We start from the raw sequence: 25,656 nt of genomic DNA, 5'->3' as shown, positions 1-25,656 counted from the left end.
CGACTCCACCTCGACAGCAGAAACCACCGACTCGGCCGACTCCTCGACCGGGGCCTCCGCCACCGGCTCCGGCGCGGTGGCGTCGGCGACGACAGCGGCGGCCGGCTCGGGGGTTTCCCCGGCCTCCGCCCGGGCCGGGTCGATGGTCTCGGCGTCGGGGGCGGAGGGCTGGGCCGGCGGGGCGGTGGTGACGCCGACCAGGTCGTCGGCGGCCGGCGAGGGGGCGGGGAGGGTGACGGTGAGCGGCTGGTCCTCGGCCGGGGTCTCCGCCGTCGCCTCCGCGTCCGCGTCCGCCGTCCCCGGCTCGGCCTTCGCCTCGGGCTCCTCCTCCGCCTCGGCCGGCGTCCCGGTGGCGACCGCCTCCGGCTCCTCCGCCGTCTCCGGCGTCAGGCCGTCGCGCTGTCCGCCCGCGAGGGCCTGGCGGGCGGTGTAGGCGGCCTCGGCGGCGCGGCGGTCGGCGTGGGAGGCGGCGAGCTCGGTGAGGAGGTCGGCGAGACCGGCCTCCTCCAGGGTGGTGCGCAGGCCGCGGAGGGTGGGCAGGCGGTAGAGGGTGCCCTCGTCGGCGGCGAGGCGCTCGACCAGGTCGATCAGCTCCGGGAAGGACAGCGCGTCGAGGTCCTGCCCGGGCAGCAGGCGGGCGAGTTCGCGCACACCGGTGTTGACGGCCTCGAAGGTCTGCGCCGTGCGGTGGGCCAGATCGGCGTCGGACGGCGCGGTGGGCAGCGTGCCGGAGGGCGCCAGGGCCGCCCAGGCGCGGCGCTCGACCTCGGCGGAGGCGAGCGCCTCGTGGAGGTCCTGCGCGCGGGGGCGGCCGGTGGTGGTGGCGGCGAGGGTGGCGGCCTGCTTGCGCAGCGAGCGGCCGCGCAGCCAGGAGAGCTTGACGCCGCGCTCGCGCCGCCAGTTCCGGTCGGCGGTGGCGGCGATCAGGGATTCGAGGTCGGCGTCGTACGCGGCGGGCGCGAGGACGGCCGAGGTGCGGCGGACCAGCTGGAGCATCTCGACCAGCACGGCGGTCTTGCCGACGGTGTCCGGAGCGTCGAGCTTGACGTCGGCGGCGAGCGTGGTGACGTCCTCCCAGACCTGCTGGAGGTCGTGGCCGCGCAGTTCGGCGAGGACGGTGGACGCGGCGCGGGCGTCCTCGGGGGTGGCGACGGTGTCGAGGGCCGCGTACCAGGGGTGGGCCTCGGCGGTGAGCGTGAAGGCGCCGAGTTCGGCGTAGCGGCCGAGGTCCTCGCGGAGGTCGGTGTCGGACGCGGCCGCGGTGTCGGCGACGTCCGTCGTGTGCGTGGTGTCCATCGTCGTGTCCGTGGTGTCCGTGGTGTCGGCGGTCTCCGTGGCTGCCTTGGTGTCCGAGTCCGTGTCCGTGGTGTCCTTGACGTCTGCGGAGCCGGCTGCGTCGGCCGCGTCGGCGTTGCGGGAGTGAAGCACTGTCATGTGAGGTCCGGTTCTGGGCGGCTGCGGCGGGGGCGTGGACGGGCGGCGAGGGGGTGGCGGTCCGGGTGCGCGGTGGGTCTCGGAGCGAGGGCCGGGGGGCGCGCGGTCGGGCTGCCGGTCGGAGGCCAAGAATACGGGTGCCCGTTCGAGCCATGCACGCACCCACCGCCCCTCGGGCCGGTGTGGCGTGCCGTACCGCCCGCCCGGACGCCACCCGGGAGGGCCGGTCGGGTGGTCCGCCGTGGGCCGGTCGGCGTACGCCGGCCGCCGCCGTCCGCCTAGCGCGCGGGCGGCGGCCGGTAGCCGGCGCGGGCCAGGGTCGCGAGGTCGACCGGCGCGAGGTACTCGAAGAGCGCCGTGCGGTGCCACCAGGCGCCGGTTTGCCGCAGTTCGCGCCAATCGGTGAACCGGTAGAGGTGGAGGGTCGCCCGCACGTGGGTCGGCGGGCCGTCCGGGAAGGGGTTGTGACGCAGCAGGCGCAGCGTGTCCGGGTCGTTGACCAGCAGCCGGGCGGCGAACGGCAGGAACCACGGCCGGGCGTAGCCGGGCGAGATGCCGGCGAACCACATCAGCCAGTCGAGCCGCAGGTGGTAGGGGGCGTACTGGCGCGGCAGGCGGCGCACGTCGCCGGGCTTGCCCTTGAAGCCGTACTCCTTCCACACGCTGTGCCGGGTGACCACCGCGTCGTCCGTGCCCTCGACGACGACCTCCTGGCGGGTCCGGTTGACGCTGCCGAACGCGCCGTAGGTGTTGACCAGGTGGAGGCGGTTGAAGGATCGGTTCATGACCTGGCGGCGGGAGACCATGTTGCGCACCGGCCAGTAGCTGAGGACGAGGACGGCGGCGGTGAGGGCGAGCGCCAGCGCCTCGAACCAGACGGGGGTGGCCGCGTAGGCGCGCGGGTGGACGGGCAGGCCGAGGCGGGCGGGGTCGACGGCGGCGAGGGCGAGGGCGATGGTGAGCCAGTTGAGCCAGGCGAAGTTGCCGGAGGCGACCAGCCAGAGCTGGGTGGCGACGACCACGCAGGCGGCGTAGGTGGCGACGGGCTGCGGCAGGAGCAGGCCGACCGGGACGAGGAGTTGGGTGAGGTGGTTGGCGGCCGCCTCGACGCGGTGCAGCGGGTCGGGCAGGTGGTGGAAGAACCAGCTGAGCGGGCCGGGCATCGGCTGGGTCTCGTGGTGGTAGCGCAGACAGGTCAGGTCGCGCCAGCAGCTGTCGCCGCGCAGTTTGATCAGTCCGGCGCCGAACTCGACCCGGAAGACCAGCCAGCGCAGCAGCCAGAGCACGGGGGCGGGCGGGGCGGTGTCGGCGTTGCCGAGGAAGACGGCCAGGAAGCCCGCCTCCAGCAGCAGCGACTCCCAGCCGAAGGAGTACCAGGTCTGTCCGACGTTGACGATCGAGAGGTAGAGGGCCCACAGCGCCGCCCAGCAGAGCATGGCCGTCCACAGCGGGACGGCGTCGCCGAGGCCGCCGACGAGGGCGGCGGAGAGCGCGGCGCCGCTCCAGGCGACGGCGGCGAAGAAGCGGTCGCTGTAGTGGAGGTGGAAGAGGCCGGGCGCGTGGCGGAACGGGACCCGGGCGGTGAAGCGGGGGACGGGGAGCATGCCGCGGCTGCCGAGGAGGGCGCGGAACTGGAGGGCCGCGGCGAGGAAGCCGGTGAGGTAGAGGGCGGCCAGCAGCCGTTGCACGAGCAGTCTGCTGAGCCAGTACTCGGGGGCGGCGAACCACTGCATGCGGCCCATGCCTACCACCGGCCGCGCCGTGCGGTCGGGTGCGGCGGGACGGCGCCCGGCGGTTCACCCGGACGGCGTCCACCCGGACGGCGGAGCTCCGGCGGGCGTTCACCCGATGGGCGTCGTTGCGGGCGGCGTCCGACCCGGACGGCGCCCGCCGGGACTGCACCGTGGCGGGGAGCCTCTCCTCGGGGGTGAGAGGCGCCCCGCCGCGGTGGCGGAAGCCGTCGCGGACGCGGTGGTGCGGGTGGTGCGGGTGGTGCGGGCAAGGCTGGATGGTGCGGGTCGAGCGGGTGGTGCGGTACCACGAGAACGGGTGGGAGACCGGACCGGGTGGTCCGGGCGGCCCGTGCTCAGGCCGGCAGGACGAGCCCGGTGTCGCCGCCGCCCGGGCGGACGGCGGGGGCGCCGCCGCTCTGCTGGAGGCGGTCGACCAGGAGCGCGGCCAGGGTGCCGAGCTCCTCCTCGGTGCGGGACTGCGCGGTGACGTCCATGCCGACCGTCAGCACACCGCTGACCTGGCCGGTGCGGACGGCGCGCAGCGGGCTGCTGGTGAAGCTGAAGATCTGCTGGCCGCGCTGGGCGTCGGGGCGCAGGGACTGGACGCGCACGTCGTTGAGGACGGTGGCGCGGCCGGTGCGGTAGGCCTCGGAGACCGCCTGCTGGAGGCCGGCGGCGCCGAGCTGGGGGTAGGCCTGGCCGATGGTGCCGTACGCCGCCGGGGCGCCGAAGACCTCGGCGTGCTGGGCGTTGGCGTAGCGGATCTCCTGGCCGGGGCCGTCGGTGAGCATGATCGGGAAGGGCGAGCCGTCGAAGGCCGCGAACATCTCCTGCTGCTGGGCGAGGAGGTTGTCGCGCAGCCGGATCTCGGAGAGCAGGGCCTCGGCGAGGTGTTGGATGTCGCGCAGGCGCTCGCGGCCCCACTGGCGGGGTTCGCGGTCGAGGACGCAGACGGTGCCGATGACGGTGTTGGTGTCGTCGACGAGCGGGGCGCCGAGGTACGCGCGCACGCCCAGCTCGTCGACGACCGGATTCCCGGAGAACCGGGGGTAGGCGAGGATGTCGTCCAGCGCGAGGGGGGAGCGCTGGGCGACGACGTGGGGGCAGAAGCCGTGACTCAGCGGCATCTGACGGGTCGGCAGGTCGAAAGCGATCCCCCGGTCGGCCCAGGAGGAGCCCTCGTCGGCCGGAATGTCGGGGGAGGTTGGCGGAATGTAGAGCCCCCGGAACATCTGGCGCTCGTCGTTGATGAAGTTGACCATCGCGATGGGGGCGCGGGTGATGCTGGCGGCCAGGTGGGCGAAGCGGTCGAAGGCCTCGTCCGCGGTGGGCTCGTCGAGGCCCAGGCTGCGAAGCCTGCGGGCCCGCTCCGACTCCCCGGCGGCACCCGGGAACTGGCCTTGAGTGCTCATCACATCAGTCATGGCGCACATGTAATCAGACATCCGGCACCTTCGGCGTTCTCCGTCCGCGCCACCACGTCTGTTGATGTTCCGTCAAAGCCACCTGGCGGGCGAGGAGACGGCGGGCGGCCCTCCAGGCGGGAACGGGAGGGGAACCGGAAGCGGAACCATCGGATCCGGCGGATCCGGGAATCGGGGGAACGTCGTATCCCCTTCTTCCGGCGTTTCAATCCTCGGCAGTCCCCGAACGACCTGATCGCGCCAATCCAAGATCCTCCGTAGAGCACTTTCGACCCACATATGACAATGAGCCCTGCCGAAAATCGGCGGTCCCCATGGGCAGCGTGGGCCACCGCCGGCACTCCGCGCACCCGGATGCAACGGGGCACCCGGCCGCCACCGTCACCTCCCCCACGCCCTCGGCGGCCGACGCGGATCGGCTGCACGGACGGAGGCACTTCCACCGAACGAACCGAACCCGAGAGGACCGGGGCATGGCGATGGACTACTTCACCGACGAACGACACGAGCACCTCCGTGCGGAGGTGCGCGAGTTCGCGGAGAAGGAAGTGCGCCCGCAGGTGGCCAGAATGGAGGCCGAGCGCCAGGTCGAGTTCGTACTCGCGCGGGAGATCGCCCGCCGGGGTTGGATCGGAGTGACCATCCCGCGCGAGTTCGGCGGGCTGGGGCTGGGACATCTCGCCAAGACCGTCATCGTCGAGGAGCTGTCCCGCGTCAGCGGCGCCATGGGGGCGGTGGCGCAGGCCTCGCAGCTCGGCGTCGCCAAGGTCATCCACTTCGGCAACGACGCCCAACGCCGCTACTGGCTGCCCAGGTTCGCCTCCGGAGCGGCGCTGCCCACGATCGCCGTCACCGAACCGGAGTCCGGCGGTCATGTGCTCGGCATGAGCGGCACCGCCCGGCGCGAGGGCGACGAGTACGTGCTCAACGGCCGCAAGTGGTTCGTGGGGAACTCCCACATCGGCGACGTGCACGGCGTGGTGCTGCGCACCGGCCAGGGCAGCCGGGGCCTGTCCGCCTTCCTGGTGGAGAGCGACCGCCCGGGCTTCCGCACCGGCGCCCTCGGCTCGCAGAGCGGTCTGCACGGCTTCAGCTTCGGCGAACTGGTCTTCGAGGACTGCCGGATCCCGGCCGCCAACCTGCTCGGCCGGGAGGGCCAGGGCCTGGACGTCGCCTACTCCTCGTCCACGCTGTACGGGCGGCTGAACCTGGCGGCGGTCGCCCTCGGCCTCCACGTGGCGATCGTCGAGGACACCGTGCGGTTCGCCGAGGCCCGGATGCTCTACGGCAAGCCGCTCTCCCAACTGCCCAACATCGCACTCAAGCTGGGCGAGATGCAGTCCCGGCTGATGACCGCCAAGCTCGCCGCGTACCACGCCTCGCACCTGCTGGACCACGGCAAGGCCTGCGACGCCGAACTGATGAACGCCAAGCTGATCAACACCGAGTACGCGATGGACTCGGCGCGCAACGCCATGGAGATCCACGCGGCCCGCGGACTGCAGGCGGAGTTCCACATCGAGCGCTACCTGCGCGACGCCACCCACACCTACCCGCCGGCCGGCACCTCGGACGTCCAGCGGCTGCGGCTCGGCCAGGTGGCCTCGGGCACCTACGGCAAGCAGTGGTCGGCCGAGTTCGCCGACCTGGCGGGCTGGGCGTGGAGCGAGGCGGCCGAACGCGAGGCCCGCGCGGAGGCAGAGCTCCAGGCCGGCTCGGCGGCGGTGCTGCGGATGCCGCTGGCGGGCTGAGCCCGGGCCTTCCTTGACCTGTCCCTGACGGCTTTCCGGCGGCCGGATCCGGCCGCCGGAAAGCCGTCAGGCGCTCCCCCGGCACCCACCGCACTTCGCTGACCAGTGCGAATGCCCGGAAGGGCGCCCTCCGGGCTTCCCGACACGCTGTCATCAGGCGTTCACATATGGTCAGTTGATGTTGCCCGAAGGGCACCCGGGGCTGGTAGCGTGCCTGAAGTCGGCGGCCGTGCTGCATCCGTCCGGACGGTGACCCCACGGGTCACCACCTCCGGCAACCCTCCGGGCACCGCCGGCCGTGGCACCCCAGCAGCCCCGGCCGGACCGCACACGGACACCCCGCCGTTCGCCCTGCTACAAGGAATCAGATGCCAGGCATATCGGCCCCCCGGACGGGCCACCGCGCCGGCCGGTCCGGCTCCCTACGCAGCTCGCTCCTCGCCCTCGCCCTGGTCCCCGGCCTCGGCCTCGCCGCCGCCTGGGGCTACGCCGCCTACCTGCTGCGCGACGCCGGGGAGCGCACCGCTCTGTACGCCGGCAGCGCGGCGGTCGGCGCGGTCCTGCTCTGGAGCCTGGTGCACGGTCTGCGCACCGCCCGCACCCTGCCGGCCCGGATCGCCGCCCTGCACGTCGACGCCGTGGCGCTCGCCCAGCACGAGATCCCGGGGGTCGTCGGCCGGCTGCGCGCGGGCGAGTCGGTCCCCGTCCCGCCCCCCGCCCGGACCCCGCCCCGGCGGGCCGGCGACGAACTCCAGCAGGCCGCGGACAGCCTCGCGGGCATCCGGCAGGCCGCCGTCGCCGCCATCGTCCACCAGGCCCAGGGCCGCGAGGGGACGAAGAAGGTCTTCCTCAACATCGCGCGCCGCACCCAGATCCTGATCCACCGCCAGATCAGCATGCTGGACGCGCTGGAGCGCGAGCACGAGGAACCCGACCTGCTGCGCGAGCTGTTCGCCGTCGACCACCTCGCCACCCGGATGCGGCGCAACGCAGAGAACCTGGTCATCCTCGGCGGCGCGCTGCCCGCCCGGCGCTGGCGCAACGCCGTGCCCATGGTCAACGTGCTGCGCAGCGCCGTCTCCGAGACCGAGAACTACTCGCGGGTCGTCGTCCAGGGCGTGCCCCGCACCTCGCTCAGCGGCCAGGCGGTCGCCGACGTGATCCACCTCGTCGCCGAGCTGATCGAGAACGGCACCACCTTCTCCCCGCCCTACACCCAGGTGCAGGTCTCCGCGCAGGAGGTCCCCAAGGGCCTGGTGGTGGAGGTCGAGGACCGCGGCCTCGGCATGGTCGAGGAGGAGTACCAGCGGCTCAACGACTACCTGGCCAACCCGCCCGAGCTGGACGTCTCCGCGCTCGGCGACGACCTGCGGCTCGGGCTCTTCGTGGTCGCCCGGCTGGCCGCCCGGCACGACGTCCAGGTCACGCTGCGGCCCTCGCCGTACGGCGGGACGCGGGCCGTGGTGCTGGTGCCGGCGGTGCTGCTGCAGCAGGCCGAGCCGCCGTGCGCCTTCAGCGGACTGCCGCCGGGCGCCCGGGTCACCCGGTCGCCGCTGCCGGACCTGCGGCCGGGGGCCGGGGCGGACACGGTGGCGGGAACGGGGATCGGGACGGGTCCGGGCGCCGGGACGGGTCCGGGCGCCGGGACGGGCGCGGGCGGGGCCGGCGGGGCCGATGCGGGCATCGCGCCGGGCGGCCGCACGGGCGGCCGGGACCTGTCGGGCGCGCTCTCCGGGGTGCGTGACGGGCTGCTCGGCCACGGGCCCGTGGCGGCCCCGGCGGCGGCACCGGGGCAGGCGGCTGCTTCCGGGCCGGCCGTCGGCCCGGAGGCCGGTGCGGCCGGAGGGCTCGACGGGGCCGGCGGTGGCGGGGCCGGAGGGCTCGGCGGGGCGGTCGACGGCGATGTCGTGATCGGCGAGCTGGTCGCGCACTACCCCGGGGACGCCGGCCCGCAGGACGAGGGCGACCCGGGAGTCAACGGCGGTCTGCCGGTGGGCTCCCCGATCCCCGGCCTGCCGGGCGCGGTGGTCGTGGCCCGGCCCGGACGGCCCCGGCCGTACCAGGACCCGGCGGGCGAGCCCGGCCCGGACGCCTACGGGGCCGGGGGCGAGGTCGTCGGCGGGTCCGGGGCCTGGGGCGGGACCGGCGAGCCGTCGGCCGCGCAGGTCGCGGCGCCCGCGCCCACGCCCGCGCCCACGCACCAGCGTGCCGAGGAGGCCCGGGCGGAGTACGGGCCCGAGGGCGAGCTGCGCACCCCGCGCGTCCTGCCCCGGCGGGTCCGCAATGCCAGCCTCGCCGAGCAGCTGCGCGAGTCCCAGGCGTTCCCCACCGCGCCGTACGGACCGCCCGGCTCCCCCGCGCAGCCCGGCGAGGACCCCTCCCCGCAGCGCTCGCGGGCCACCATGGCCGCCATCCAGCACGGCACCCGCACCGCCCGTGCCACCACACCCGACCCGGACGGGCCCCCCACAGCGAAGGAACAGCGATGACGACGCAGCACACCGACACCGAGCGCGACCTCAACTGGCTGCTGGACCAGCTGGTGGCACGCGTCCCGGAGACCCGGCACGCCATCGTGCTCTCCGAGGACGGCCTGCTGGTCGGGCTCTCCCAGGGCCTCGACCGGGCCGACGCCGAGCACCTGTCGGCCGTCGCCTCCGGCCTGCAGAGCCTCGCCCGCGGCGCCGGCCAGCGGTTCGGCGGCGGGCGGGTACGGCAGACCGTGATCGAGATGGACCAGCTGTTCCTGTTCGTCACGGCCGCCGGCCAGGGCGCCCGGCTCGCCGTGCTCACCAGCGAGGCCGTCGACGCCGGGCTGATGGCGTACGAGATCAACATGCTGGTCAAGCAGGTCGGCCAGTACCTCACCGCAGCGCCGCGCAGCGACGCCGGCCAACCGGATGCGGGTGGCGGTGCGTGACCGTCGACGCCGCCGAGGCCTGGTTCTTCGACAAGGAGGCCGGCCACCTGGTCCGCCCCTACGCCATCACCAACGGGCGCACCGGCCCGGTCCGTGACGGCTTCGCGCTGATCACCCTGGTCGTCACCGCCGACCCGCGCACCGACACCAGCCGGATGACGCCCGAGCCGGCCGCGATCCTGGACCTCTGTCGCGAACGCCCCCTCGCGGTGGCCGAGATCGCGGCCGTCCTGGACCTTCCGGTGAGCGTGGTCAAGGTGCTGCTCGACGACCTCGCCGAGGCCCGGATGATCCTCACCCGGGCACCCGTCGAGCTCGCCGAGGCGCCGGACATCGCGCTCATCCAGGCCGTGATCGAGGGCGTCCGGCGGCTCTGATCCGCCCCGCTCCCCCGCCCCCGCTTCGCGCGCCCCGCCCCGTTCCCCCTTTCAGGAGACCCGACGTGACGACCCAGAGCCTGGTGCCGGGCGCGGTCAAGATCCTCGTCGCCGGCGGCTTCGGCGTCGGCAAGACCACGATGGTCGGCTCGGTCAGCGAGATCGAGCCGTTGCAGACCGAGGAGCGGATGACCCGCGCCAGCATCGGGGTCGACAGCCTCGACGGCGTCCAGGACAAGTCGACGACCACCGTGGCGATGGACTTCGGGCGGATCACCGTTCGCGAGGACCTGGTGCTCTACCTGTTCGGCACCCCGGGACAGTTCCGCTTCTGGTTCATGTGGGACGACCTGGCGCTCGGCGCGCTCGGTGCCATCGTGCTGGCCGACACCCGGCGGCTGGAGTCCAGCTTCGCCGCCGTGGACTTCTTCGAGCAGCGCGGCATCCCCTTCGCCGTCGGCGTCAACTGCTTCTACGGGCGCCGTGACTGTGCCCCCGAGGACGTCCGCCGCGCGCTGGACCTGGACCCGGACGTCCCCGTGGTGCTCTGTGACGTCCGGGAGCGGGCGTCCAGCAAGGAACTGCTGCTCGCCCTGCTCGACCGGGTCCACCGGGACGCGCTCGCCGCGCACCGGTGAAACCGGGTGAGCCGGGCAGCCCGGGGAGCCGGCGCGGCCCGCCCGTCAGGACCTGGCCGGGGCCGTCGGGGTCAGCTCCAGCTCGTACAGGGCCCGGACCAGCGGTGCCAGCTCGGGGAGGTCGGCGGCCTCGGTGAGCGTCGCCTCCAGGGTCGCGTCGTGCGTCGGACGGGCCGCCGCCAGCAGTTCACGCCCCTGCGGGGTCAGCTCGGTGTAGATGCCGCGCCGGTCGTCCGCGCAGAGGTAGCGGCTGAGCAGCCCCCGCTCCTCCAGCCGGCTCACCAGCCGGGTGGTCGCACTGCTGCTCAGCGCGGCCGCACGGGCCAGCTGCTGCATCCGCATGTGCCAGCCGTCCTGCCGCGACAGCGCCTCCAGCACGGTGTACTCGACCACCGAGAGCCGGTGCTCAGCCTGCAGCGTCTTCTCCAGCGCCGAGTCGATCAGTCCGTGAAGCGCGGCGAGCGTCCGCCAGCCGCCGGCGCGGATCTCGGCGGCGTCGTCCTGGATCCCCATGGCTCGCCTCTCTCTGCTCGGTTCCGCTCACGCGGTGGAACGTCCTTCATTTCCCGATTATGCCACTCGACGCGGCTTACCTGCTTGTGCAATTAGTTTTCCCCCTCTCACGCCCGGTCCGGGGCCGGCTCGGGGGCGGCGGCGTCCGACGGACCGCGCCAACCGGTCACGCAGAGCGCCGAGGCCAGCTCCTCCTCGTACCAGGCCGCCGCGAGCCAGGCGGTCGCGAAGGCGCCGTGATCGTCCGTGACCACCCGGCCGAAGACGTCGCGCGGCTGGTCCGCCGCCGCCGCGAGCAGCCCCTCCAGCAGCGCCGCACCGGTGGCCAGCCCCGCCGACCGCAGCCGGGCCCGGTCGCCCCCGGCCGCCCGGGAGCCGAGGGCCAGCGCGGCCCGGCCACCGGTCACCGCCTGCTCCACCCGGCGGGCGAGCAGGTGCACGGGGGCGGTCGGGGCCTCGCCGGCCCCCGGCACACGGGACGGCGCCGGTGGGACGGACCCGGTCGGGCCGGTGGCGGTCGGGCCGGCGGCGGTGGGGCCGGTGGCGGTCGGAAGGACGAGGTCCGCCGTCTGGAGCCGCTCCAGGCCCAGGTTGACCCGGCCCGCGCGGTCGGCGGGCAGCGCGAGGGAGGGCTCCGCCCGGGTCGCGGACGCGGGCGGTGCCGTGGCGCCGGCCGTGGCGGGCCGGTCTGCGGGCGGCAGGCCGACGGCCAGCAGCCGCAGCTCCGGGCGGGCCGAGCGCTCCGGTCGGCCGATCACCCGCAGCCGCAGGCCGGGGGCGGTGGCGAGCAGCGCCAGGTTGCCCCGGTAGGCCAGCCCCGGGTGGTCGTGCGCGGCGCGCAGCGCCAGCACCACCCCCTCGCACTCCGCCAGCAGCCGTGCTTCCCCGCCCGGCCCGTACGGCACCGCGCCGAGCAGCGTGACGTCCAGGAACAGCAGCTCGCTCCCGGCCGGCCGGGACTCCGGCGGCAGTGCCCCCGCCGCGAGGGCCCGCGCCACCTGGGCGGCCGGCGGCTCGCCCCAGAGTCCCGCGAGCGGCTCCGCCGTCCAGGCCGCGCCCGCCGCGCGGACCGCCCGGACCGAGGCGCCCGCCCCGAGCCGTCCGGCGGCCGACCTGGTCGCCCCCTGCACGGCCAGCCCGGCCCGGGTGAACTCGCGGTGGCCGAGCACCGCGTCCCCCAGCCGCACCGCCCGGTTCCCGGCGCCCACCGCCTGCGACGCCGCCGCCGCGGCGTCGCTGTGCGGCATGATCTCCGCCATCGTGTGCAGCCCGCCGCCCGCGTCCACCGCCCAGGTGAGCACTCCGGCGTGGGTGGCCGTGAGCACCGGCTCGGAGAACAGTCCGTAGAGCCGCAGGCCGCCGGCCGGCGCATAGGTCTGGCGGGCCGTGCCGCGCAGCTCCGCGACGGCCGGCCCGGCGTCCGGGGTGGCACCCGAGGTGGCGTCCGGGGTGGCGGCGAGGGCCAGTGCCGTGCTGAGGCCGAGGAGTTCGCGCAGACCGGCCACCAGGTCGGCGAGCCGGTGGTCCGGCTCGCCCGAGCGGGCGCCGCGGATCCGGGTGACCACGGCCACCGCGGCGGCCGCCGGCCGGTACAGGCCGGCCAGCCGGGCCCGGTGGGCCGCGCGCAGCAGCTCCGCCTGGAGCACCGCGCCCGCACCGCCGACGCCCGCCGCCAGCACGGCGGCGCCCACCCGGTGCAGATGCTCGGCGGCGGCGCGTTCGGCGGGGGTGGGGGCGGCCGCGGTCGGGCCCTCGGCGGGCCGGTCGGGGCCGGGCGCGGCAGCCGGGGCCGCCTGGTCCGTAAGGTCGGCCCGGCCGCTCGGGGCCGTCCGGTCCGTCGCGTTCGCCAGGTCCGTCCGGTCGGGCGACGGGGCCTCGGCGGGCGGCTCCTCGTCCGCGAGCGGGCAGACCGTGACCGCCGCGGCCCGGTGCACACAGGCGGGCGCCAGCAGACAGCCGCAGCGCACGTCCGCCTGGTCGGCGAGCACCCCGCCCGGTGCGTGCAGCACGAGCACCGTCTCCTCGTCGACGGCGATCCGCCAGTCCTCGCCGTCCCGTTCCACCGGCCGCTCCGCCAGCTTCGCGGCGGCGCCGTCCAGGCGCTTCTGCAACCGCGCCGACAGCCCGGCCACCACCTCGGCGACCACCTCCGGCCGCACCGCCGGCCACTGCGCGCCCGTGCCCGTCACCGTCACTGCCCCTGCCACCTCCGTCATCGGACCTTCTCCCCCACCCAGCGGGCCAGTTCCTGCGGGCTGAGCGCCGCCACCGGCATCCCGGCCGCGACCAGCTGGCCCGCGACCGCCTTCGAGTACCGGGCGTTCCCGGTGTCGTCCAGTGCGGCGCAGCCCAGCAGGTGGCAGCCGGAGCCGACCAGCGCCCGGGTCTGCGCGAGCAGCCTGCCGACCGGGCCGCCCTCCTCGAAGTCGCTGACCACCGCGATCAGCGTGCGGGACGGCACGGTCACCAGGCCCCGCGCGTACCGCAGTCCGCCCGCGATGTCCGTACCGCCGCCGACCTGCACCTCCAGGAGCAGGCTCAGCGGGTCCGTCACCCGGTCGGTCAGGTCGACCACCTCGGTGGAGAAGGCGACGAAGTGGGTGCTCAGCGAGGGCACCCCGGCCAGGATGGAGGCGGTCAGCGCCGCCCAGATGGTCGACGCCTCCATCGAGCCGGAGACGTCCACGACCAGGATCAGCCGCCAGTCGGACGCCTGCCGGGCCCTGGTCCGGAAGACCGGGCGCTCCGGCACGATCGTCATCGCGCCCGGGTCGCCGTCGACCGGGCGGGCGGTGGCGAGATTGGCGCGAATGGTCCGGTGCAGGTCCAGGCCGCCGCCGGGGCGACGGCTCGGGCGCGGCACGCTGATCCCGGTGAGGGCGGGGCGCAGCCTGGTCGCCAGCTCCCGGCTCAGCTCGTCGACCAGGCGCCGGACCAGCGGACGCAGCCCCGCCAAGCGGGCCTCGGGCAGGCCGCCCGCGTGCTCCAGGACGGCCCGCAGCAGGTCGACCGACGGGCGGACGGCGTCCGGGTCGATCGCCTCCAGCACGTCGCCGCGGCCCTGGGCGACGGCGGCCGCGAGCACCTCCTCCCGGAGGCCCGGCCCGAACAGCGCCTCCAGCTCCTCGGACCACTCGCGCACGCCCGGGTACGGCGCCTCGCGCCCGCCCCGGTTGCCGCCCGCCCCGCCGCGGCCGTCCAGGCCCGGGCCGGAGCCCTCGCCGTGGCCCGTGCCGTACAGCTCGTCGAGCGCGATCGCCAGGCGCGAGGCCCGGCCGCCGAGGCCGCCGCTGCCCGGCCGGCCGAGCAGCAGCCGCCAGCGCTCGGCCGGGCCGAGGGCGTGGTCGTGCGCGTGGGGGGTGGGCCGGGTGAGCGCCGGAGCGGGCGTCTCCGCGGTGGGCGCCGGGAGCGCCGCGGGCAGCAGTCCGCGGCGGGCGAGCGCGGCGCGGGCGGCCAGGTCGGCGCGGGACCAGTCGGCGAACAGTCCGGGCGGCACCTCCGCGGGGAGGGTGTCCAAGCGGGTGCCGAGGCGTTCCTCGACCAGGTGCAGCAACCGGTCGCGGGCGGCCGGGCTGAGCGTGTCGAACCCGCCGCGCAGTGCCGGCAGGCGGTCCAGGAAGGCGGTGTCGGGGAGGCCGACCACCCGCTCCAGCACCGGTTCGAGCACCTCGGGGGCGGTCGAGAACAGTCCCTCCGCGGCCGTGAGCAGCCCGACCAGGGACCGTCCGAGGGCGTGCCGGGCCTCGGGCCCGGTGGCGCTGTCGACCCAGGAGGCGGCCCGGTCGCCGAACACCCCCGGATCCTCCTGCCGCAGCAGTACCCGCACCGCCCCGGCCGCACCGCGCACCAGGGGGCTTCCTTCGTCGGCGAGTTCGGCGAGCGTGTGCCGCAGCCGCACGCCCCCGGAGAGGTCCGCCCGCCGCGCCAGCTCCACCAGCGCCCGGGCGTCGTCCGCCTCGTCGGACCCGCCCAGCCCCTCCAGCTGACGAACCGCCGCCACGGTCACCACCTCGGCCGCCGCCGCCAGCACGGCGAGCGCCGGGTCCTCGGCCGCACCGGGCCCGTCCGGGAAGCCCTCGCCGGCCACCTCCGCCTCGCAGGCCACCGGGTCACCGGTGGCCGGCAGGGAGGGAACCCCGCCGGACACACCCGCAGCCCCGCCAGCCGGACCGGAAGGGACCCCTCCACCAGCGGACACGGCGCCCTCACCCGGCGGCACCACGGCAGCCGAGCCGCCCACCGGCGACGCCCCACCGGGGGACGAGGCGGAGCCGTCCTCCGGACCGGCGGGCGGGCCCGGCCGGACCGGCGGTGTACCGGGCGAGGGGGCGGCCCCGGCGTCGGTGGTCGGGGCGGGGGGTGTGCTGGGGGTGTCGGGATGGGTGTCGGGGTGGATGGAGTGGTGGGTGGAGTGGTGGGTGGTGGTGAGGCGGTCGAGGAGGGCGAGGGCGTCGAGGAGGTCGGGGAGGGTGCCGCTCGCGGGGAGGACGGCGGTGAGTTGGGTGAGGCGGGTGGCGGTGAGGGCGGGGAGGCCGCAGGCGGCGGCGTCGGCGAGGCCCCGGAGGACGTCGCGGGCGGTGGGGCCGTCCGCCTGTTGCTCGCGGCGGAGCCGTTCACGCAGGACGCCCTCGGCGGCCTGCGCCGGGGTGACGCCGCGGGTGCCGGCGACGGTGAGCATGGCGGCGACGGCCGGGGTCCAGCGGACGCGCCATCGGGTGGTGAGGGTCTCGGTGCCGCCCGCGCCGGTGGTCTCCACGGGCTCGGCGTAGGGGACGCCGCACGCGCCGAGGCGGTGGAGGAGGAGTTCGCGGCGCCGGTCGAGGGGGGAGCGCAGCGGGTCGAGGCGGAGTTCACGGGGGGCGGACTCGGCGGTGTCGCCGGGACCGGGGAGGCCGAGCTCGGCGAGCAGCCGCTCGACGGCGGGGGCGAGGCCGCTGCGCGGGGCGGCCGGGGTGGGCTCGCCGGTGCGGGTGCCGATCAGGACCTTCTCCAGCGCGCGGGCCACCGCCCGGCCCCGGCCGAGGGGTTCGCCCTGGGCGAGGACGGTCTGCACCGCCTCGACGAGTTCGCCGCGCCCGGGGGCGGCGAGGGCGCGCAGCCGCGCGAGGTCGCCGGCGTGCCGGACGATCTCGCGCGCGTCGGCCGGGCCGGAGGGGTGGTCCTGGGAGCGCAGCGCCTCGCAGATCCGCACGGCGGTGCGGACGAGCGCCTCGGCGAGCCGGTCGGGATCGCCCGCGGCGTCGAGCACGGTGTGCTGCCACTCGGGGTCGCGGATGCCGGCCGGGTAGCCGGAACGGGCGTCGAGCAGCGGGTAGGTGTACGGGATCAGGGAGACCACGTGCCGGGCGTCGGGGGCGGGCTGCGCCGGGTGCCCGGCCGGAGCGGCGGGCCCGTCCCCGGTGAGCGCGGGGGCGTGGAAGGCGCCGATGACGGCGGCGACCCGGCGGCCGCCGGCGCCCGCCTCCCGGAGGCGCTCGCGCATCCAGGCCTCGCGCCGCAGGTCGTAGGGGTCGACGCCGCGGCCGTCCTCGGCGTCCCGGCGCAGCGCCCAGCCGACCAACAGGGCGGCGCGCCGGACGGCCTCCGGGGTGGAGCCGGGGGCGGCGGTCTCGACGAGGCGGTCCCAGAGGTCCTCGTCGTCGTCGCGCCCGGTGAGGCGGTGGCGCAGCGCGTCGGCGACGCCGGGGCGGGCGTCGCCGTCGGGGTGGTGGTGCTCGCGCTCGCGGTACCGGTCGCGGACGGCGAGGGGGAGGTCGCAGGCGACGGTCTCGACGCCGTGGCGGCGCGCCCAGCGCAGGGCGGCCAGTTCGGGCGAGAAGTCGGCGAAGGGGTAGAAGGCGAGGCCGGTGCCGTGGCCGGCCCCGGCGCCGATGCCGTCGGCGTCCTCGTCGGAGCGGTCGGCGGCGGGGGCGGCGGCGAGGGCGACCGGGGCCTTGGTGTCCTCGTCGGCGAGCAGGCCGAGCCAGGGCTGGAACTCGGCGGGGAGCTCGACCAGCAGCACCTCGGGTGCGGCGGCGTCGAGCAGGGCGGGCACGACGGCGCTGAGCGAGGGCGCGTGGTGGCGCACCCCGATCAGGTAGGGGCCGGGCGTGTCGAGGCCGGACGCGGCCAGTCGGGCGGCCTGGGCCTCGACCGTCCCGCGCGGGTCGTCGAGGCCGGGGCCCGCCCCGCCGGGCGGCACCGCGCTGCTCATGTGTTCACCTCTCGGTGGAAGTTCGGGAGAGTTCGGGAGTTCGGGAATTCGGGGTCGGGGGGGTCCGGCCCGGCGCCCGTCGGGGGCGCCGGGCCGGACCGGGATCAGTGCTCCAGGGCGGAGCGAAGGTCCCACAGGGTGCGCCAGGTGGCGGCGCCCTGCTCGGCGCGGCGGCGGACCGGGCCGTCCCAGTAGCCGAGCAGCCGGGCGGCGTCGGCCGGGTCGTCCTTGCGGACCACGCCGATGAGCTGGCCGGGGAGGCGGCCGAGCAGGTCGCCGCCGTCGGGCAGGTAGGCGGCGGTGACGCCGAGGGCGGTGGCCACCGAGACGGCCTCGGCGGTGCTCATCACGGTGGAGGGGCGCTCGACGTCCCAGCCCTCGGTGGAGCGGCCGGTCCGCAGGTCGCGGAAGGCGGTGACGAGTGCCTCCAGCACCGCGTCGTCCACCGCGAAGGCGGCGCCGGCGCGGGCCACGGCGGCGGTGGACTGGCGGCGGACCAGGTCCACCTCGGCGGCCAGGCTGCCGATCGGGCCGACCGTCTCGAAGTTGAACCGTCGCTTGAGGGCGGCGGACATCTCGCTGACGCCCTTGTCGCGCAGGTTGGCCGTGGCGATCAGGGTGAACCCGGGGACGGCGTGCAGCTGGCCGTCGGGGGTGCCGGCGAGTTCGGGGACGGCGATCCGCCGCTCGGAGAGCAGCGAGACCAGGGCGTCCTGGACCTCGGGCAGACAGCGGGTGACCTCCTCGACGCGGGCGACCGCGCCGGTGGTCATCGCGGTGAGCACCGGGGAGGGCACCAGGGCCTCGCGGCTGGGGCCCTTGGCGAGCAGCAGCGCGTAGTTCCAGCCGTACTTGAGCTGGTCCTCGGTGGTGCCGGCGGTGCCCTGGACGGTGAGCGCGCTGGTGCCGCAGACGGCGGCGGCGAGCAGTTCGGAGAGCATCGACTTCGCCGTGCCGGGCTCGCCGACGAGCAGCAGGCCGCGCTCCCCGGCGAGGGTGACGACGCAGCGTTCGACCAGGGCCCGCTCGCCGACGAACTTCTGCTCGATCGCCAGGCTCTTGCGGCCGGCCTTGAGCTTCTCGCCGCCGCTGCCCATCACGAAGGTGACGACGGCGCGCGGGGTGAGCCGCCAGCCGGGCGGGCGCGGGCCGGAGTCGTGGGCGGCGAGGAACTCCAGTTCGGCGGCGTACCGCTCCTCTGGCAGGACGACCTGCCGGGCGGCGCCGGGAGCATGGGTGGTGGTGGTCATCGGCGGGCCTTCCTGCGCTTGCCGGTCTGGAGCTCTTCGAAGCCGGGGACGTCCCCGTCGGTGACGCGCTGCCAGGCCCGGGTGAACAGCTCCGGGACGGACAGCTGCGGCAGCGCGGCGTGGTGGGTGGGCAGATCGTAGAGGCCTGCCTTCCAGGTCTCGACGGGCAGGCCGGGGGCCTTGGCCTCCTGCCAGCCGCCGGGGAGGAACAGGGCGCGCCCGGCGCGGGCCCGCTTGGCCTCCACGACCAGCCCGGAGGCGCCGAGTTCGGCGCGCGCCTTCTTCAGCCGGGCCGGCTTCCAGCCCGTCCAGCGGGCGACGTTGCGGTCGGTCGGATCGGGCAGGGCGAGCAGCTGGAGGTAGAGCACGGCGGCGTCCTCGCCGAGCTCCTTGGCCTTGGCGACCTCGGTGACCAGCTCCGGCACCGTGAGCAGCGGGTGGTGGGGCCAGAGCCCGGTCCCGGCGGCGTCGGCCGCGACGGGGAGCTCGGGCAGGGTGACCAGCCGGTCCAGCGCGCCGTCCAGGAGGGCGGTGAGGACGGACCGCTGGCGGGCGAACCAGAAGCTGTCGGCCAGGCCGGCGAGCAGTTCCAGCGCCGGGTCCTGCGGGCCGCTGAAGCCCGCCGGGCGCCACCAGATGTACTCCGCCGCGTTGCCGTCGTGGCCGGGCGACAGCACCACGGCCTCGCCGCAGCGGACCAGTCCGTCGGCGTCGGCGCCGCCCTCGGCGGGCAGGCCCCAGCGGGTGCGCAGGACGGCGGCCAGCGGCTCGCCCTTGCTGGTGCGGCGCAGCTCGTAGGCGAGCAGCAGCTCGGGGTCGGCCAGGCGGGTGCGCAGTGCCTGGACGGCCTGGGCGAGCAGCGGGCGCAGCGGGCTGTTCCAGGACAGCCGGTAGGCGAGCCAGGCGAGGGCGTCGACGGCCTGGGACAGGGTGCTGTAGTCGGGGACGGCGTCCGGGTCGTCGGCCATCAGGGTGAGCACGCCCCCGTCCCCCTGGGGGCGGAGCCGCTGGCGGGTGGTGCGGCTCAGCCACGGGGTGCTCGCGACGTTGAGGATCTCCTCGATCCGCTGGATGGTGGTGCCGCTGACGGCGGCCTGGTCCTCGACGGGCAGGGTGACGATCCGTCCGAGGCGCTCGATCCAGCGGGCGGCGCCGGCGGCGCTGTCCGGGCCGGTGGTCCAGAGGTCCTCCGGGTCCTCGGGCAGCAGGGCGGCCCAGACCTGGGCGAGAGCGGACCGCTCGCGCCCGCGCAGCCAGTCCCGGGCGGCCTTGGCCTCGGCGGTCTTGAGGCCGTACTCCTTGAGCGCCTCGGCGGGCAGCGGCGAGCCGTACCACTGGGCGAGGGCACTGGTGGGGCTGAACAGCAGGGTGGAGCGGAGGGCGCCGATGCCGGTGCGCTCGCCGAAGTCGGCGGCGAGGTCGGCGCGATGGGTGATGGCGCCGCGCTCGGCGAGCAGGGCGGTGAACCGGGCGACCCAGTCAGCGGTGACGGTCTCCTCGGTGATGCGCTCGAAGCCGGTGCCGAAGTGGGCGACCGGGCCGAAGGCGCCGCTCGGGTCGTGGTCGACGGCGAGCCAGAAGACCTTGTCGTCGGCGTGGTGGCTGCAGCCGAGGACGATCACGGTGCGCGCGCCGTGCCGCCAGACCTGGCCGGCCCGGCGCTCGTGCTTGTCCTCCCTCTGCTGCCCGTCGCCGAGCGGCTCGGTGAGGTGGACCTCGCGCAGGGTGGCGCCGCGGTCGGCGAGCGGCCCGGCGGTGAGCTCGGTGAGCAGCAGCGCGAGCGAGGCGCGGTGCTCGGCGGAGGTGAGCGGGGCGGCGGCCGCGTAGGCGAGGGTGCCGACGTCGCCGAGCGCGTGCAGCCAGCCGTGGTGGGTGTCGTCGCCGTGCAGGTCGACCCGGTGCGGGGTGCTCCAGCCCTCGCCCTCGGCCGCGGGGGGCTCGGCGAGGACGGCGGTGACCGTCCGGAGGTTGTTGAGCACGCGGTAGCTGACGCTGCGGTCCCAGGTGCGGCCGAAGCCCGCGATGCCGGGGCGCAGCAGAGCGGCGGCCTGGCCGAGTTCGAAGTCGGTGCCGTGCTCGGGCCGGTACGCGTACTCGGGGGCGCCGGAGCCGGAGGAGCGGGGGGCGTCCTCGGGCTGCGGCAGGTAGCGGGCGATCCCGTCGAGCAGGGTGGCGGCGCTGCGGGCGAGGCCGGTGACGCCGGCCAGCAGCCGCCGGTCGGTGATGCCAGGCAGGACCTCGGCGACGGCGTCGAGCGGGAGCTCCTCGGCGGCCTTGTCGCTGCTGACGACGGGGCGGCGCACGCCCTGGACGGTGATCCAGCGCTGCTGCGCGGCGGGGACCGGCTCGGCGTCGGCCGGCCAGGCGGCGTCGATGAGGCGGGCGGCCTGCTCGCCGGTGACGGTGCGCAGCACGGTGGAGCCGTGCTCGTCGCGCGGGCGCAGGGCGTGCCAGTGGGCGAGCGGCAGCACGACGGCGGTGCCGGCCGCGCCGAGGCCGCCGGGGTGACCGGGTTCGAAGTCGGCGGTGACTCCGGTCGGGTCGGCGGTGACGGTGCCCTCCGCCGCGGAGCCCTCGGCGGTCAGGCCGAGGTTCAGCTGGCGCTGGCGGCTGTCGTGGACCAACGGGCGTCCGCCGCCGGGCAGGGCGAGCCGGCCGCGCGGGTACACCGAGCCCCGGACCCCGGAGTTGTCGACGACGAGCGTGGTGCCGTCGGCGGTGCCGGTGGTGACCCGTGGGCCGTCGGTCCGCACCCAGTGGCCGAGCACGGTGCCGTCGGTGCCGAGGGGGGTGTCCTCCAGGCCGGGCTGGAGGGGCAGCATCCGGCTGCGGTTGATCTCCAGGTGGCCGGCCGCGGCGCCGGCGGCGATCCGCGGCGGCTCGGAGACGCGGCCGAGGGTGCCGGTGGCGGCGTCGAACTCGTGCAGGACGTAGCCGCGGTTCCACCGGGCGGCCCAGTGGCCGGTGCCGTCGGAGAGGATGTGGTCCTGGTCGGACACCTGGGTGTCGCCGACGTGCAGCGGGCGGTGTCCGCCGCTGCGGCCGCCGCCGGGCAGCGGGAGGGACGGCGTCTCGATCTCGTTGCTGCCGCCGTAGTAGCGCACGATGCTCTCGCCGCCGAGCTCGAAGACCTCGGCCGGCCGGCCGGACCAGTAGGCGCGCTGCTTGTCGTCCTGGTACCAGGCGACCAGCAGTTCGCCGTCGACGAAGCGGAAGTGGGCGTTCTGGTGGCTCTCCAGCTTGTGGGGGATGCGCAGGGTGTGTTCGAGCACGATGCCCTGCGGTCCGGCCACCACGACCTGGTTGCCGCGGCCGAGCACCAGGTGCGGCCAGGCCTCCTGGAGCACCAGGCCCTCGAACGGGTTGCGGCCGCCGACGAAGCCGGGGGCGTCGCCGGCCGTGACGCCGAGCCTGGCGAGCGCCTCGTCCAGGGCGGGCCACCCGAGTTCGTCGAGGATGCCGCCGCGCAGGGCGCGGGCGAGCAGCCCGGCCACGTCGAGGCCGGCGATCCGGGCGGCGGCGGCCGGGTTCTGCTCGCGCACGGCGGTGCGGTGGGAGTTCAGGTCGCGCAGCAGCGCGGCCGCGCTCTCCAGGCCGCGGACCTTCTCCAGCGCGTCGACCCGGGCGTCGGACCACTCGACGAACAGCTCGCGCAGCACCGGCCGGGCGGCGAGCCCGCGGCTGTCGACGGTGGTCCAGACGGCGGGGACGGCGGCGCGCAGGGCGGAGCGGAAGCGCGGGTCGGCGGCGGTGGCGGCCAGGGTGCGGCCCTCGGCGGAGGACGAGGTGACCCAGTGCTGGAGCTGGAGGGGGTGCTCGTCGGCCGGGTCGGCGACCGGGATGCCCTCGGCGAGCAGCAGGTCGAGCAGTTCGAGCTGGGTGGCGCTGCGGCGCACCCCGGCGAAGAGGTCGACCGGGACGGCCTCGGCGCGCAGCCGCTCCAGCATCCGGGTGACCAGGGAGACGGTCTCGGCGTGCAGGCCCCGGTCGCGCCAGCCGCGGCCGAGGTGGTTGGTCCAGCGCTTCAGCCAGGCGGCGGCCGGCTCGGGGGCCCCCTCCGCGTCCGGGTGCGGGCCGGCCGCGGGCGGCCCGGTGAGCAGCCGCTCGGCGCCGCTCTCGGCGAGCAGGGCGAGCCAGGCGGCGTCCTGGGCGTCGGCGTTGTCGCTGCCGCCCGGGTCCGGCATCAGCTCCAGCAGGCGGGCGCGGACCGCTTCGTCGCGCTGCCCGAGGGCGACGACGGCTCCGTGCCAGGCCTTCCAGAAGGTGGCGGGCGCCCGGTTGACGGCGGGTGAGGCGAGCAGTTCGGCGAGCAGCTCCCGCTCGTGCTCCTCGCGGTCCAGACCGGCGGCCTTGAGCAGGGCGCGGGCGTCCTCGGCGACCCCGGCGTAGGGGGCCATGCCGGCGGCGGAGCGCTCGGTGCACAGCTGGCGGAACCGCTGCCAGGCGGTCAGCGGGTCGAGCCGGGCGCTCAGTTCCTTGACGTACTGGCGCAGCGCCTTGACGCTGAGCGCGCCGGCCAGGGCGAACTCCAGGAAGACGGCGCGCAGCCGCTCCTCGTCGACGGCGAGGCTGTGGGTGCGCTCGGCCTCGCGGGCCTTGCCGAAGAAGGTGCTGGCGTAGCTCTGGTTGCCCTGTTCGAGGAAGATCCTGCCGACCTGCTCGCAGTAGGTCGGCAGGAAGTGCGGGACAGCGCGGCCGAGCCGCACGGCCAGCTCGTCGAACCCGTCCTTGGCGTGGCCGGGCTTGGACTTCGCCTGGCGGGCGAGCCGTTCCATCTCCTTGACCAGGGCGAGCGCGTGGTGGCCGTTGGCCGGGTCGTTGACGAGCGCCCAGGCGGGGAAGCCGAGCGCCTCCTGGCGGACCTGGCCGACCTCGGCCGGCTCGCCGTCGGGGACGAGTCCGAGGAAGTCGACGGCGGCGTCCTCGGCGGGGCCGAGCGCGCCGGGCACCAGGCGCACGATCCGGCGCCCGTCGAGGGCGGGGTGGGCGTAGCTGCGGGCGGTCAGGACGTCGGCCGCGCTGTCGGGGCCGCCGGCGCCGGGCAGGGTGCCGGGGGCGAGGATCGCCCCGGCCTCCAGCAGCCGCTCGTGGCGGGCGGCGCCGGGCGCACCGGTGGTGCGGTCGGGTCCGGTGGTGGTGCTCATGCGGCTTCCTCCCCTTCGATCGTGCGGCCGGCGTACAGCGCGGCGGCCATCCGCATCCCCTCGGACCAGGCGACCGGTCCGACCTCGGCCAGCGGCAGGACCTTGCCGTCCGGGCCGGTCCAGCTGAGCGCGCCCGTCTCGCACTCGTCGTACTCGTAGTAGTCACCGACCCAGACCCGCGCCTCCAGGGCGCGGCCGTCCTCGACGACGGGCAGCACGGCGTGTCCGCCGCGGACCCGGTAGCCGAGCCGGGCGCAGCGGCCGAGCAGGTCGCGCAGCGCGCCGTAGCGTCCGCCGGTGTAGGTGGAGACCTCGGTGCCGGCCGCGTCGGCGGGCCGGTGCCACACCTCCCGGTACAGCTGCTGGACCTGCTGGGAGACGCCGAGCTCGACGGCGAACTCGCGCAGGTCGTCGAGGTCCTCCAGCAGGACCGGGTGGGGTATCCGCAGTTCGCCGTCGGTGAGGCGCACGGTGTCCCCGTCGAGGTCGACCAGGCCGAGGCCGCGTTCGGCGTCGGCGCCGCGCAGGAAGCCGGCGACGGCGCCGTCCGGCCCGGTGACCACCAGGTCGCGCAGGACCTCCCGCCAGGCCCCGTCCGCCCACACGGCGGTGACGACGGCGGCGGGCACCGGCAGCGAGCGGACCATCCACCGCTCGACGGTCTCCAGGCAGCCGCGGCGGTGCGCCTCCAGCCACTCGGTGAGCTGCTTGAGGCCGACGACCACCGGGTCGTCGTTCAGCTTCGGCGGGACGGACTTCAAGGGGCGCCCGGCCGCGTTGCGGCAGACCACCCTGCCCTCCTCGTCGAAGGCGACTTGGTAACCGCCCGTTCCCGTTTCCACCCACGCCACGGCCGCGCTCCTCCCAGCTGGTCAGTGATGGAAGGAACGTAACGGGACACACTGACAACGCCGCCTGCGGGGAGGGGTACTGAGCAGTAGGAAGGCGCGAAGGCGGGGTTGACCCGGGTTCAAACCGCTCGAACGGGTGATCCAATCCCGCTCCGGGTCACGTCCGGCCGACGGTCAGCCGCAGGATCCGGTCGTCGCCGGGGCGCGGGTCGCCGCGCCCGTCGGTGTTGTCGGTGACCAGCAGCAACGTGCCGTCCCGGTCGGCCACCACGGTGCGCAGCCGCCCGTACGCCCCGGAGAGGAAGTCCCGCGGCGGGGCGGCGGGCCGCTCGCCGTCCAGCGGGATCCACCAGAGCCGCTCGCCGCGCAGGGCGGCCATCCACACGCCCCCGGCGGCGTGGGCGATGCCGCTCGGGGAGGCGTCGGAGGTGTGCCACTGGGCGACCGGATCGGTGAACCCCGGGCGTCCGGCGGTGCCCTCGACGGTCGGCCAGCCGTAGTTGCCGCCGGGGGTGACCAGGTTCAGCTCGTCCCAGGTGTCCTGGCCGAACTCCGAGGCCCAGAGCCGCCCCTGGGGGTCCCAGGCCAGGCCCTGGACGTTGCGGTGACCGAGCGACCAGACCGGGGAGCCGGGGAACGGGTTGCCGGGGGCGGGGGCGCCGTCCGGGGTGAGCCGCAGGATCTTGCCGCCGAGGGAGCCGCGGTCCTGGGCGAGCCGGCGCTCGTCGGCGTCGCCGGTGCCGGCGTACAGGAAGCCGTCCGGGCCGAAGGCGATCCGGCCGCCGTTGTGCCGGGAGCCGTGCGGGATCCCGCTCAGCACGACGGCCGGCTCGCCGAGCTGGGAGCCGGCCGGGCGGGCGGGGTCGTAGTCGAGGCGGACGATCCGGTTGTCGGAGGCGGTGGAGAGGTAGGCGTAGACCCGGTGGTCGGTGGCGAAGCCGGGCGAGAGGGCGAGCCCGAGCAGGCCGCCCTCGCCGCCGGCGGTGACGCCGGGGACGGTGCCGGCCCCGGTCCTGCCGCCGTCCTTGGCCGAGACGCGCAGGATCCGGGCCTCGTCGCGTTCGGAGACCAGCAGGTCGCCGTCGGGCAGGACGGCCAGGCCCCAGGGGGAGGCCAGGCCGTCGGTGACGGTGCCCGAGACGGCCACCGAGACCGGGGCGTCCGGGGCCGGGGTCCCACCCGGGGCCTGCGGCGACGTGGCATCACCGGACACGACCTCACCGGGCGCGGACCCGCCGGGCGTGGCCGGGCCCGACGTGGCCGGGCCGGAGGGAGCGGGCGCGGCGCGCTCCGGGGCGCCCGCCGAGGAGCAGCCGACGACGGCGGCCGAGCCGAGGGCGAGGGCGGCGAACAGGGCGGCGGGGCGACGGGGCATCGGTGACCTCTCCCGGGGACGGCGGGGCGGCGGGCACGGCGGGCGCAGCGGGC

Annotated in this window: 14 protein-coding genes and 1 pseudogene; 5 read left to right on the top strand and 10 right to left on the bottom strand. The window is 76.2% G+C overall.

The window, feature by feature from the left end:
- From ACF1AK_RS12390 to ACF1AK_RS12380, 3 genes and pseudogenes are all read right to left on the bottom strand, one after another.
- Nucleotides 1-1,434, bottom strand: a pseudogene (locus tag ACF1AK_RS12390) (hypothetical protein); the annotation flags it as partial.
- A gap of 278 nt (nucleotides 1,435-1,712) precedes the next feature.
- Complete coding sequence (locus tag ACF1AK_RS12385; protein WP_391499052.1) at nucleotides 1,713-3,167, bottom strand: lipase maturation factor family protein; 1,455 nt, start codon at nucleotides 3,165-3,167, stop codon at nucleotides 1,713-1,715.
- A gap of 353 nt (nucleotides 3,168-3,520) precedes the next feature.
- Nucleotides 3,521-4,579, bottom strand: coding sequence for a GAF domain-containing protein (locus ACF1AK_RS12380; RefSeq protein WP_391498739.1), 1,059 nt, complete (start codon nucleotides 4,577-4,579; stop codon nucleotides 3,521-3,523).
- Between the two features lie 491 nt (nucleotides 4,580-5,070).
- Between ACF1AK_RS12380 and ACF1AK_RS12375 the strand changes: the two genes are divergently transcribed.
- The 5 genes from ACF1AK_RS12375 (at nucleotide 5,071) to ACF1AK_RS12355 (ending at nucleotide 10,277) form a co-directional block, all read left to right on the top strand.
- Entirely contained in the window at nucleotides 5,071-6,342 is a 1,272-nt protein-coding gene (locus tag ACF1AK_RS12375; protein ID WP_391499051.1) for an acyl-CoA dehydrogenase family protein, read from the top strand.
- A 368-nt stretch (nucleotides 6,343-6,710) separates the two neighbouring features.
- On the top strand, nucleotides 6,711-8,831 hold the full coding sequence (locus ACF1AK_RS12370; protein WP_391498738.1) for a sensor histidine kinase: 2,121 nt from the start codon (nucleotides 6,711-6,713) through the stop codon (nucleotides 8,829-8,831).
- Nucleotides 8,828-9,262: a roadblock/LC7 domain-containing protein gene (locus ACF1AK_RS12365; protein WP_391498737.1), complete on the top strand. Its 435-nt coding sequence runs from the start codon at nucleotides 8,828-8,830 to the stop codon at nucleotides 9,260-9,262. Before ACF1AK_RS12370 ends, ACF1AK_RS12365 begins: the two co-directional genes overlap by 4 nt.
- Nucleotides 9,259-9,639 (top strand): DUF742 domain-containing protein, encoded by a 381-nt coding sequence (locus ACF1AK_RS12360; protein WP_380289575.1) that lies wholly within the window; start codon nucleotides 9,259-9,261, stop codon nucleotides 9,637-9,639. Before ACF1AK_RS12365 ends, ACF1AK_RS12360 begins: the two co-directional genes overlap by 4 nt.
- A gap of 65 nt (nucleotides 9,640-9,704) precedes the next feature.
- Entirely contained in the window at nucleotides 9,705-10,277 is a 573-nt protein-coding gene (locus ACF1AK_RS12355; protein ID WP_391498736.1) for an ATP/GTP-binding protein, read from the top strand.
- A 45-nt stretch (nucleotides 10,278-10,322) separates the two neighbouring features.
- On the opposite strand, the gene ACF1AK_RS12350 is transcribed toward ACF1AK_RS12355, so the two are convergent.
- The 7 genes from ACF1AK_RS12350 to ACF1AK_RS12320 form a co-directional block, all read right to left on the bottom strand.
- Complete coding sequence (locus ACF1AK_RS12350; RefSeq protein ID WP_391498735.1) at nucleotides 10,323-10,790, bottom strand: MarR family winged helix-turn-helix transcriptional regulator; 468 nt, start codon at nucleotides 10,788-10,790, stop codon at nucleotides 10,323-10,325.
- Nucleotides 10,791-10,897: 107 nt separating this feature from the next.
- The gene (locus tag ACF1AK_RS12345) at nucleotides 10,898-13,006 is read right to left on the bottom strand and encodes a hypothetical protein (RefSeq protein WP_391498734.1); all 2,109 of its coding nucleotides are present in this window, start codon (nucleotides 13,004-13,006) and stop codon (nucleotides 10,898-10,900) included.
- Nucleotides 13,003-16,983, bottom strand: a complete 3,981-nt coding sequence (locus tag ACF1AK_RS12340; protein WP_391498733.1) for a DUF5682 family protein — start codon at nucleotides 16,981-16,983, stop codon at nucleotides 13,003-13,005. The genes ACF1AK_RS12345 and ACF1AK_RS12340 overlap by 4 nt, the downstream gene beginning before the upstream one ends.
- A gap of 104 nt (nucleotides 16,984-17,087) precedes the next feature.
- Nucleotides 17,088-18,233, bottom strand: a complete 1,146-nt coding sequence (locus ACF1AK_RS12335; protein WP_391498732.1) for an AAA family ATPase — start codon at nucleotides 18,231-18,233, stop codon at nucleotides 17,088-17,090.
- Complete coding sequence (locus ACF1AK_RS12330) at nucleotides 18,230-23,377, bottom strand: hypothetical protein (RefSeq protein ID WP_391498731.1); 5,148 nt, start codon at nucleotides 23,375-23,377, stop codon at nucleotides 18,230-18,232. The genes ACF1AK_RS12335 and ACF1AK_RS12330 overlap by 4 nt, the downstream gene beginning before the upstream one ends.
- Complete coding sequence (locus ACF1AK_RS12325; protein WP_391498730.1) at nucleotides 23,374-24,228, bottom strand: DUF4132 domain-containing protein; 855 nt, start codon at nucleotides 24,226-24,228, stop codon at nucleotides 23,374-23,376. The genes ACF1AK_RS12330 and ACF1AK_RS12325 overlap by 4 nt, the downstream gene beginning before the upstream one ends.
- A 157-nt stretch (nucleotides 24,229-24,385) precedes the next feature.
- Complete coding sequence (locus tag ACF1AK_RS12320; RefSeq protein ID WP_391498729.1) at nucleotides 24,386-25,603, bottom strand: PQQ-dependent sugar dehydrogenase; 1,218 nt, start codon at nucleotides 25,601-25,603, stop codon at nucleotides 24,386-24,388.
- Nucleotides 25,604-25,656 lie beyond the last annotated feature (53 nt).

It is taken from the genome of Kitasatospora sp. NPDC015120, assembly GCF_043080305.1.
GTDB lineage: Bacteria > Actinomycetota > Actinomycetes > Streptomycetales > Streptomycetaceae > Kitasatospora.
Note: the sequence above shows the minus strand (reverse complement) of the source record. Positions and strands in the feature narration are given on the sequence as shown.

What these genes read in the sequence shown, in the direction of transcription:
- ACF1AK_RS12385 (WP_391499052.1), bottom strand. Translation starts at nt 3,167, where the DNA reads ATGCAGTGGTTCGCCGCCCCCGAGTACTGGCTCAGCAGACTGCTCGTG.
- ACF1AK_RS12380 (WP_391498739.1), bottom strand. Translation starts at nt 4,579, where the DNA reads ATGAGCACTCAAGGCCAGTTCCCGGGTGCCGCCGGGGAGTCGGAGCGG.
- ACF1AK_RS12375 (WP_391499051.1), top strand. Translation starts at nt 5,071, where the DNA reads ATGGACTACTTCACCGACGAACGACACGAGCACCTCCGTGCGGAGGTG.
- ACF1AK_RS12370 (WP_391498738.1), top strand. Translation starts at nt 6,711, where the DNA reads ATGCCAGGCATATCGGCCCCCCGGACGGGCCACCGCGCCGGCCGGTCC.
- ACF1AK_RS12365 (WP_391498737.1), top strand. Translation starts at nt 8,828, where the DNA reads ATGACGACGCAGCACACCGACACCGAGCGCGACCTCAACTGGCTGCTG.
- ACF1AK_RS12350 (WP_391498735.1), bottom strand. Translation starts at nt 10,790, where the DNA reads ATGGGGATCCAGGACGACGCCGCCGAGATCCGCGCCGGCGGCTGGCGG.
- ACF1AK_RS12345 (WP_391498734.1), bottom strand. Translation starts at nt 13,006, where the DNA reads ATGACGGAGGTGGCAGGGGCAGTGACGGTGACGGGCACGGGCGCGCAG.
- ACF1AK_RS12340 (WP_391498733.1), bottom strand. Translation starts at nt 16,983, where the DNA reads ATGAGCAGCGCGGTGCCGCCCGGCGGGGCGGGCCCCGGCCTCGACGAC.
- ACF1AK_RS12335 (WP_391498732.1), bottom strand. Translation starts at nt 18,233, where the DNA reads ATGACCACCACCACCCATGCTCCCGGCGCCGCCCGGCAGGTCGTCCTG.
- ACF1AK_RS12330 (WP_391498731.1), bottom strand. Translation starts at nt 23,377, where the DNA reads ATGAGCACCACCACCGGACCCGACCGCACCACCGGTGCGCCCGGCGCC.
- ACF1AK_RS12320 (WP_391498729.1), bottom strand. Translation starts at nt 25,603, where the DNA reads ATGCCCCGTCGCCCCGCCGCCCTGTTCGCCGCCCTCGCCCTCGGCTCG.